A 502-nucleotide genomic window follows, 5' to 3' on the forward strand; every position below is an offset into this window, starting at 1 on the left:
CTTCTTGAGTAAGATGAGTATAGTTCATGATGCAACTTTGACTTTGGTCGGTCGGAAGCAAAATGCTAGCTCATCTTGCTTCCTTCCAATAATTTAATCTCTGTTGCACTTCATTTGAGAATCCAAGGTCTTAATATCCTCTGTTCTAAGATGCTTATTTCGTTTTATTCAACTTATACCCAATACATCTAACAAGAATTAAATCACATAATAAAAAAATTCTAAAAAATAGGCGCTATTATTCTTTTTATTTTTAAAGATAAATTAACCTGAATCCTGTTTAAGCCAACTATTCGATTACTCGAATGGTTGGCTTATTTCTGTGGCTCAATTGATATGCGCACAATGAAGCATAAATCCCTCCTAGAAATCCATAAACACTACGTACTCTACTCGTCACTAAATTGTACTGTCCTTTCAATAGGCTGAATAAAGTCTCTATTTTATTGCGCTGTTTTAAGTGATATTCATCAGATTCTTGTAGTTGAATAAACTTCATATT

Annotated in this window: 1 pseudogene; it reads right to left on the reverse strand. The window is 32.5% G+C overall.

What is annotated here, in order from left to right:
* Nucleotides 1-289 precede the first annotated feature (289 nt).
* Nucleotides 290-502 (reverse strand): annotated as a pseudogene (locus tag E2K74_RS14465) (IS982 family transposase); the annotation flags it as partial.

The sequence above is a fragment of the Acinetobacter sp. RF15B genome (assembly GCF_007558235.1).
Lineage (GTDB): Bacteria > Pseudomonadota > Gammaproteobacteria > Pseudomonadales > Moraxellaceae > Acinetobacter > Acinetobacter lwoffii_C.